Here is an 8,232-nt window from a genome sequence, read left to right on the forward strand (position 1 = left end):
GAGGTCGAGTCGCCCGCGGGCGCTCGAGCGCACCTCGGGCTCGCGGAACGTCTCCCCCGCGGAGCCGTCGCCCGGGGAGCCGGACGCATCCGTTCCGTCGGTCCCGCCTGGTGCGGCCGGGTCCGGCCCGGTGACCTGCGAGGCGGTCCACCACGCGAGACCGCTCGCCCCGACCGCGATGGCGCCGACGGCGGCGGCGCCGATCGCCAGCACGCTGCGTCGGCTGGGTCCGGGGGTGGGCTCGTTCACTCGCCGAGGGCCGAGAACAGCTCGTAGACCATGAAGGCCGGCCAGAAGAGGCCCTGGAAGATCGCCCAGACGTACTCCCAGAACGCGTCGGCCTGCTGCCAGAAGTACACCCATGCCCCGAAGATCCCGAGACCGTAGATCGCGCCGCCACCGGCGAGACCCGCGTTCGACCCGTTGCTCATCCCGCACCTCCCGCTTCCGAGGCTAGGCGGCGACCCCGCCGTCCCACGGGCCGAACGACCCGCGCGGACCGACGGCCGTCGGGAAGGCTCGAAGCGGGGCCTGATCTCGGACCCGCGCGCCGGATGACGGCGCGCCATCCGCAACGAAGCTGGAGCAGCCATGCCACGCACGTACGTCGTCACCGGATCCGCGAGCGGCATCGGTCGCGCGACCGCCGACCTCCTGGCCGAACGCGGTCACCGCGTCATCGGGGTCGACCTGCGGGACGCCGACGTGAACGTCGACCTGACGACCGAGCAGGGCCGGGCCGACCTCGTCTCGGGCGTCGCCGACGCCTCCGACGGGCGCATCGACGCGATCATCGCCAACGCCGGACTGGCCACCCCGATCGCGAAGGCCGCCGCCGTCAACTACTTCGGCACCCTCGCGACGCTCGAGCGGCTTCGTCCCCTGCTCGCCGGGTCGGACGCGCCCCGCGCGGTCGCGACCGCCTCGATGGCCTCCCTGTTCCCGCCGGACGACGCGCTGCTCGACGCGTTCCTGGCGGGCGACGAGCCGACTGCGCTCGCGCGCGCCGCGGAGCTCGAGGCGGGCACGCCCGAGGAGGCGAACCTGATCTACGGCACGAGCAAGCGCGCACTCGCACGGTGGATCCGGCGCAACGCGGCCGGACCGGACTGGGCGGGTGCCGGCATCCCGCTCAACGCGATCGCGCCGGGCGTCGTCGTCACGCCCATGACCGAGGCCTACACGAACACGGAGGAGGCGCGGGCGGCGATCCTCGAGATGGTGCCCATGCCGCTGAACGGCATCTTCCAGCCGCGCGACGTGGCGTACCTGCTCGCGTGGCTCACCGGCGAGGAGAACGCGCACCTGTGCGGCCAGGTCGTCTTCATCGACGGCGGGTCCGACGCGGTGATCCGCGGCGACTCGACCTGGTGAGGGTCACCGGTCGGGCTGCTCCGACCCGTCGGGACGCTCGGGCCCACCGGGACGCTCGGGCCCACCGGGACGCTCCGGCCCGTCGGGACGTTCCGGCCCGTTCCCGTCCCACTTCGTGCCCTCGAGGTCGCCGCGCAGCGTGCCGGTGACCTCGTCGACCGCGGCACCGACCGTCGGCGCGAACCGGTCCGGCGTGAAGCGGTCGGCGAGCCCGTACCGTCGCAGCACGTCGACGACCGGGTCCTTCATCTCAGCGATGACGAGGTGGATGCCACGGCTCGCGAGCCAGTCGTCGAGTTCGACGAACTCGTCGACGGCGGTCGTGTCGATGTCGGTGATGGGCTCCGCCGCGAGGATCACGGTGCGGATCTCCGGGCCGGCCGCCACGACGCGCGAGCGCACGAAGTCGTCGAAGAGGCCGCCGTTGGCGAAGAACAGCGGTGCGTCGAACCGCACGATCACGACCCCCGGGATCCGCTCGCCCTCGGGATTGCGCGACAGGTCGTGGTAGCCGCGGAGTCCGGTGACCCTGCCGAGCTCGGCCCGGTACGGTCGCCAGGAGTGGTACACGAACGCCAACAGCGACAGCCCGATCGTCACGGCGATGCCCTCGATGACGCCGAAGACGAAGACCCCGACGAACGCGGCCGCCGAGAGCGCGGCATCCACCCGGTCCATGCCGACGAGCCGGACGAATCCGCGCACGTCGATGAGCCGCGCCGCCGCCGTGACGACGACCGCCGCGAGCGTCGCCGACGGCAGGAACTCGGTCACGCCCGGCGCGAGCACGATGAACAGGACGAGGAGCACCGCGCCGACGACGCCCGTGAGCTGCGACTTCGACCCCGCCTGCTCGGCGACGGGCGTCCGCGACGACGACGCGGAGATCGGGAAGCCGCCGAACAGCCCCGAGGCCACGTTGGCCGAGCCGATCGCCGCCATCTCGGCGCTCCCGCTCACCGTCTCGCCGCGACGCGCGGCGAGCGAGCGGGAGAACACCGCCGTGTCGGTGAAGGCGACGAGGGCGATGCCCGCGGCGGGGAGCGCGAGGCCCGGGACATCCGCCCATTCGAGCCCGCCGAGCGCGGGCGCGGGCAGGCCGGCGGGCAGCGCACCCACCACGGGCAGCCGCTCGTCGAGACCGAGGATCCAGGTGAGGAGGGTCGCCGCGACGACGGCGACGAGCACGCCCGGCACGGGCGATCGGAGCAGCGTCAGGCCGACGATCACCACGAGCGAGCCGAGCCCGAACGCCACCGCGATCGGCTCCGCCTCGCCGCCGACGAGGGCCGACCAGATCGCGACGACCTCGGCGACGGGCGAGTCCCCGTCGACCGAGAAGCCGAGCAGCGGCGGGACCTGCGAGATGAGCACGAGCAGGGCGATCGCGTTCAGGTACCCGACGCGGATGGGCTTGGAGAGCAGGTCGGTCACGAAGCCGAGGCGCAGCACCCCGCCGAGGAGCAGGATCGCGCCGACCATGATCGCGAGCAACCCGGCGAGCGCGACCGCCCGTTCGTCGTCGCCGACCGCGAGCGGCAGGATGGCCGCGGCGATGATCGGGGCGAGCGCCGAGTCCGGCCCGAGGACGAGGATGCGGCTCGGCCCGAAGAGGGCGTAGGCGAGCAGCGGCACGATCGTCGCGTAGAGGCCCGTCTCGGGCGGCAGCCCGGCGACGCGCGCATATCCCATGCCGGCGGGGATGAGGAGCGCGGTGACGACGATCCCCGCGCGCAGGTCGGGAACGAGCCAGTCGCGGCGGTAGTTGCGCGCGACCTCGACGCCGGGCGGCACCCACCGCGGCATCCGTCGCCGCCCCCGCTCGTCGTTCGCTCCCATTCGGCCCCCGTTCCGATCCTCGCGGATGACGCGGCCCCGCGTCAGGACTTCGCCGCGGTTCCGGCCGGCTTCCAGAGCGGTCTATGGGGCATCCGGTTCTCGCGGTACAGGCGGTAGGCGAAGGGCGCCCACACGATGAGCGCAGCGCCGACCCCGACGAGCGCACCGCCGATCGTGTCGCTCAACCAGTGCGCGCCGAGGTACATGCGGCTCAGCATCATGAGCACGGTCCAGGCGATGCCCGCGACCCACACCCACGTGCGCATGAAGATCAGGCCGAGGGCGGTCGCGATGAGCGCAGCCGCCGAGCTGTGCCCCGATGGGAAGGAGCCGAAGTCGGGGTGGACGAGGATGTCCTCGGGTCGGACCCGGCCGACCAGCACCTTCACGAGTCGCGTCACGCCGGCGCTCGCGAGCGCCGCGACGCCGAAGTAGAGCGCCGCCCACGGCCGACGCCAGACGAGCAGGCCGACCACGATGAGGATCGGGAAGACGACGTTCGAGAGCACGCCGCCGCCGAGCAGGTCGAGGACGAGGGCGCCGGAGGTGACGGCCGGCGTGCGGGCCGCGGAGAGCGAGGTCATCAGGTCGACCTCGAAGCCGAAGGGCCGGCGCTCGGAGTAGACGATCACCGTGCCGACGAGGGCGACGGCGACCAGGGCGATGATCCCCGCCGCCAGCCACGGGCGGCGGCTGACCCGGAGCGGCGCCGGAGCATGGGCGCGATGACCCGCGTTCGGTGTCCCCTGCTCGGTCGCGCCCGCGGTCGACGCATCGGGGCCCGAGCCGGCGCCGTCAGCGCCGCTCATCGCGCCCCCACGCCTCCGGGCGCCGGTCGGACTCGGCGATCTGCTCGGCCGTGCCCACGCGGACGGTGCGCCAGGTGTCGACGCCGATCACGAGGCCGAGGACCACGAGCGAGAGGAAGATCGAGCCGAGCGCGTCGGTCGCCCAGTGGTACCCGAGGTAGATGCGGCACGCCGCCGTGAGGAGCACCACCGCCGCCGCCGCGACGAACGCCAGCGTCGTGACGACGGGCCGACGGTGCCGCGAGAACACGAGGTACGTGCCGATGAAGAGGAAGTCGGCGACGCCCATGACGTGCCCGGAGGGGAACGAGGAGGTGGGGTCGTAGCCGAAGAGCATCTCGTCGGCCGGCGGCCGATCGCGTGCGATGAGCGGTGCGAGCAGCTGCACGACGATGACGCCCAGGATCATCCCGCCCGCGAGGAGCAGCGGCCGCCACGCGTGCTTCGCGAACACGCCCCACGCCACCGTCGTCACGAGGATGATGATGGGCATCGCGATGGGGCCGAACGCGACGGCGAGCACGATCATGAACGTCGTCAGCCACGCGGCGCGTCCCGAGTCGAACCACGCCTCGATCGGCGCGTCGATGTAGGAGAGGTCGTCGGATTCGAGGATCGAGTCGAGCACCACGAAGAAGCCCACGAGCCCCGCGACGACGAGCGCGCCGGCCACGATGTAGAGGTTGCGGCGGGCCCTGGCCGACAGGTACCGCTCCTCGACGATGAAGCGTTCGTGGAACCGTCGCCACCGGCCGCGATCGTCGCCCCGCGATCGGTCGTCCTTCGGCTCGGCGCTCGTCGAGACGCCCTCCTGCGCGTCGCCGCCCTGCGTCCCCGGCCCGGCTTCGGTCACGGCGCATCTCCTCTCGCCCTCCGCACCGGCGGAGGTTCCCACAGTATGCCGTGAGCCGCCGCGACGGCTCAGGGGGTTGCGCCCCCGCCGACTACGTGTCCCGCTCGACCGGCCCGACGTCCTCGCGGTGGTCGTCCACCCCGCCCGGCGGGAAGTCGTGCCGGTCGGGCCTCCGGCTCAGCGCCAGCACGCTCACCGTGAATCCTCCCCACACGAGCACGATCGCGAGGACGAGGAAGAAGATCGCGGTCCCGGTCATGAGCGGCCCCCCTCCTTCGGCGCGGTGGCATCAGCCTGCAGCATCCGGTCGGGCAACGGGGGCCACGGCCGGAACGCGTCCGGGCTGCGCCGCCACCGGATGCCGGTCAGCACGAGGGCCGCCACGACGAAGAACGCGACCGTGCCCCAGCCCATGACGGCGAGGTACCAGTCCGGGTACCCGGCGTAGCCCTCCACGATGAGCGAGGCGATGCGCTGGATCAGCATGTAGCCGAGGATGATCGGGGCGAGGACGCCCGCCAGCACGGTCCACACCCCGCCGACCCGGAAGGTCGAGACCGCGTTCAGGTGGTAGCGGAGCTCGGGTCCCTTGCGCAGCACCCAGAATGCGAAGATCCCGGCGAGCACCGCCGACAGGACGATGCCGATGTTGTTCGCCCAGTTGTCGACCGTGTCGAGCGCGATGAGTCCCGTCGTCGTCGAGAAGAGCAGCACCGAGAGGACCATCGACACGATGCCCACGCGCGTGGCCGCCTGGCGGGGGGTGAGTCCGAACTTCTCCTGGAACCCCGCCGACACGACCTGGAGCACGGACAGCAGCGACGTGAACCCGGCCATCGCGAGGGAGCCGAAGAAGAGGACGCCGAAGATCGGGCCGCCCGGCATCTGCGAGACGATCGCGGGGAAGGTGATGAACGAGAGCCCGACGCCCGTGAGGCCTTCGAGTTCGGCGATGTCGACGCCCTGCTCGAACGCGAAGAACCCGAGCGTCGCGAACACCCCGATGCCGGCGAGGATCTCGAACGACGAGTTCGCGAACGCGACCACGAGGCCGGGGGTCGTCAGGTTCGAGCGGCGCCGACGGTACGACGCGTAGGTGATCATGATGCCGAACGCGATCGACAGCGAGAAGAAGATCTGGCTGTACGCGGCGATCCAGACGTTGGGGTCGGCCAGCGCCGAGAAGTCGGGCGTGAACAGGGCGTTGAGCCCGTCGGCGGCGCCGTCGAGGAACAGCGAGCGGACCACGAGCGCGGCGAAGGCCACGACGAGCAGCGGCAGGAAGATCACGTTGATGCGCTGCACGCCGCGCGCGACGCCGAAGGCCAGGACCACGATCGCGGCGACCCAGATGATCACGAGCGGGATGAGCACCGCGGGCACGAAGGTGAACGAGAAGCCCGGGTCGCCGACCTGCAGGTAGTCGCCGACCAGGAACCCGGCCGTGTCGTCGCCCCAGCGCAGGTCGAACGAGAACACGAAGTAGCTCGCCGCCCACGCGATCACGACCGTGTAGTACAGCGCGATCACGAAGCAGATCATCACCTGGAACCAGCCGAGGCTCTCGAGCCACTTCAGGCGCCCGCCGCCGAGCCGGCGGAACGCCGTCGGCGCCGCGCCGCGGAAGCGGTGCCCGAGCGCGTAGTCGAGGAACAGGATCGGGATGCCCGCGGTCACGAGCGCCACGAGGTAGGGGATCAGGAACGCACCGCCGCCGTTCTCGTACGCCACCCCCGGGAAGCGCCAGATGTTGCCGAGTCCGACCGCCGACCCGATCGCCGAGAGGATGAAGCCGACCTGGCCCGTCCACATCTCGCGTGGCTGCGCCACCCCGTGCTCGCCTGCGGTTGCCGACATTCGCGCCTCCCCTGGCCGTCGCCGCTGGCCGCCGCATCCTCGCGCGCGGCCGAACCCTTGCACGCTACCAAGGCGGGGCCGGATGCCGCAGCACCGCGTCGACCGAGTTCACTCCCGCGTCGGCGGAGCTCACTCCGGGTCGGCGGCCACCAACCGGCCGGACGCGACGGCGCGCGCGAACGCCTCGTAGTCCCGCTCGTTCTGGTCGGCGTAGTCGGCGGCGAACGCCGCGATCGCGACGTCGAAGCGGTCGGACCCGCCGAGGTAGGCCGCGATCGCGACGCGGTCGCCCGCACGGGCGTGGGCCCGGGCGAGGGTCGCGCCGCACATCTGCGCGTACAGGAGGCCCGCCTTCGGCGTCATGAGCTCGACGTCCGCAGCGCCCTTGCCGTCGGCGAGCTGCCGCAGGTAGAAGTCCCGTCGGACCCCGTCGATGCCCGTGACGCGCTGCCACCCCAGGAAGACGTCGCTCGCGGCCTGCATCATGCGCTGGCCCAGCACCACCCGCTCGCCGTGGTTCTCGTACGGGCTCGGCGGCAGGAAGCGCTCGAGCACCGACGGCTGCGCCTCCTTCGCCTGCAGCATGAGCGGGTCGCGGTCGTCGCGCCCGCGCATCAGGATGACCCACGCCCGCGTGCCGACGCTGCCGACGCCGACGACCTTGCGTGCCATGTGCACGTAGTCGAACTCGGCGATGGGATGACGCTCGAGCGGCAGCGTCGTCCGGTAGTCCTGCAGCAGGCTCCGCATGATGCGCTCCTCGTCGGCGCGCGTCATGTCGTCGGCGACCAGCTCCTCGATCGGCACGATGAGCGGCGGATCGGCGGCGATGCGCATCACGCCGCCCTCGCTCCGGACGAGCCTGCTGAAGGCGCGGACGCTGTCTCGTCGACGCGCCTTCGCGAGCGTCGCCTCGCTCCGCTCCAGCTGCTTCCGGCCGATCCGGCTCGCCGCTCGCTCACGCTCGAACCACTCGCGGAGCGCCGCGGCGTCGAGGTGGTCGTACCACGCGTCCAGCACGCGTGCCTCGGCCGCCCGCCGCATCTGCTCCCGGTACGCCGCCACGCAGGTCAGGACGATCCGCCGCCGGTCGCGGTCGTCGAACCCGCGGTAGCGTGCCGCGATCTCGAAGCTCGCCGCGAGGCGCTTGACGTCCCATTCCCACGGGCCGGGCAACGTCTCGTCGAAGTCGTTCACGTCGAACACCTGGTCGCGCTCGGGCGACGAGAACAACCCGAAGTTCGACAGGTGGGCGTCGCCGCAGATCTGCGCGACGATCCCCGAGACCGGGGTGCTCGCGAGGTCGGACGCCATGATGAGCGCCGCCCCGCGGTAGAAGGTGAACGGCGACACGAGCATCCGCGCGTAGCGGATCGGCACGAGCTCGGGGACGCGCGTCGTCGCCTGCTCCTCGAGCAGCGACACCGGATCGGGCCGGTCCGCGGGCGGCGACCAGCCCGCGTGCGAGCCGCGAGGGGCGCCCGAGCGGGCCGCGCGTCC

Annotated in this window: 9 protein-coding genes; 1 reads left to right on the forward strand and 8 read right to left on the reverse strand. The window is 72.3% G+C overall.

Annotated elements, in window-relative coordinates:
* Nucleotides 1-249 (reverse strand): hypothetical protein (locus tag ESO86_RS07540; protein ID WP_422836482.1); only part of this gene is annotated, 249 nt, incomplete at its 3' end.
* Entirely contained in the window at nt 246-431 is a 186-nt protein-coding gene (locus ESO86_RS07545; RefSeq protein ID WP_129234349.1) for a hypothetical protein, read from the reverse strand. The genes ESO86_RS07545 and ESO86_RS07540, both read right to left, overlap by 4 nt.
* A 160-nt stretch (nt 432-591) precedes the next feature.
* On the opposite strand from ESO86_RS07545, the gene ESO86_RS07550 reads away from it, so the two are divergent.
* On the forward strand, nt 592-1,374 hold the full coding sequence (locus tag ESO86_RS07550; protein ID WP_129234350.1) for an SDR family oxidoreductase: 783 nt from the start codon (nt 592-594) through the stop codon (nt 1,372-1,374).
* A gap of 3 nt (nt 1,375-1,377) precedes the next feature.
* Here the strand turns inward: ESO86_RS07550 and ESO86_RS07555 are convergent, their stop codons facing one another.
* From ESO86_RS07555 to ESO86_RS07580, 6 genes are all read right to left on the reverse strand, one after another.
* Complete coding sequence (locus tag ESO86_RS07555) at nt 1,378-3,213, reverse strand: SulP family inorganic anion transporter (protein ID WP_242492260.1); 1,836 nt, start codon at nt 3,211-3,213, stop codon at nt 1,378-1,380.
* 41 nt (nt 3,214-3,254) lie between these two features.
* Nucleotides 3,255-4,022 carry a phosphatase PAP2 family protein gene (locus tag ESO86_RS07560; RefSeq protein WP_129234351.1) on the reverse strand — a complete coding sequence of 256 codons (768 nt, stop codon included), beginning with the start codon at nt 4,020-4,022 and terminating at the stop codon, nt 3,255-3,257.
* Nucleotides 4,009-4,875: a phosphatase PAP2 family protein gene (locus tag ESO86_RS07565; RefSeq protein WP_129234352.1), complete on the reverse strand. Its 867-nt coding sequence runs from the start codon at nt 4,873-4,875 to the stop codon at nt 4,009-4,011. The genes ESO86_RS07560 and ESO86_RS07565 overlap by 14 nt, the downstream gene beginning before the upstream one ends.
* A 91-nt stretch (nt 4,876-4,966) precedes the next feature.
* Nucleotides 4,967-5,134, reverse strand: coding sequence for a methionine/alanine import family NSS transporter small subunit (locus tag ESO86_RS07570; RefSeq protein WP_129234353.1), 168 nt, complete (start codon nt 5,132-5,134; stop codon nt 4,967-4,969).
* Nucleotides 5,131-6,732 carry a sodium-dependent transporter gene (locus tag ESO86_RS07575; protein ID WP_129234354.1) on the reverse strand — a complete coding sequence of 534 codons (1,602 nt, stop codon included), beginning with the start codon at nt 6,730-6,732 and terminating at the stop codon, nt 5,131-5,133. Before ESO86_RS07575 ends, ESO86_RS07570 begins: the two co-directional genes overlap by 4 nt.
* A gap of 129 nt (nt 6,733-6,861) precedes the next feature.
* Nucleotides 6,862-8,232 (reverse strand): DUF2252 domain-containing protein (locus ESO86_RS07580; RefSeq protein WP_165307475.1); only part of this gene is annotated, 1,371 nt, incomplete at its 5' end.

The sequence above is a fragment of the Agromyces binzhouensis genome, assembly GCF_004135055.1.
Lineage (GTDB): Bacteria > Actinomycetota > Actinomycetes > Actinomycetales > Microbacteriaceae > Agromyces > Agromyces binzhouensis.

What these genes read in the sequence shown, in the direction of transcription:
- ESO86_RS07545 (WP_129234349.1), bottom strand. Translation starts at nt 431, where the DNA reads ATGAGCAACGGGTCGAACGCGGGTCTCGCCGGTGGCGGCGCGATCTAC.
- ESO86_RS07570 (WP_129234353.1), bottom strand. Translation starts at nt 5,134, where the DNA reads ATGACCGGGACCGCGATCTTCTTCCTCGTCCTCGCGATCGTGCTCGTG.
- ESO86_RS07550 (WP_129234350.1), top strand. Translation starts at nt 592, where the DNA reads ATGCCACGCACGTACGTCGTCACCGGATCCGCGAGCGGCATCGGTCGC.
- ESO86_RS07555 (WP_242492260.1), bottom strand. Translation starts at nt 3,213, where the DNA reads ATGGGAGCGAACGACGAGCGGGGGCGGCGACGGATGCCGCGGTGGGTG.
- ESO86_RS07560 (WP_129234351.1), bottom strand. Translation starts at nt 4,022, where the DNA reads ATGAGCGGCGCTGACGGCGCCGGCTCGGGCCCCGATGCGTCGACCGCG.
- ESO86_RS07575 (WP_129234354.1), bottom strand. Translation starts at nt 6,732, where the DNA reads ATGTCGGCAACCGCAGGCGAGCACGGGGTGGCGCAGCCACGCGAGATG.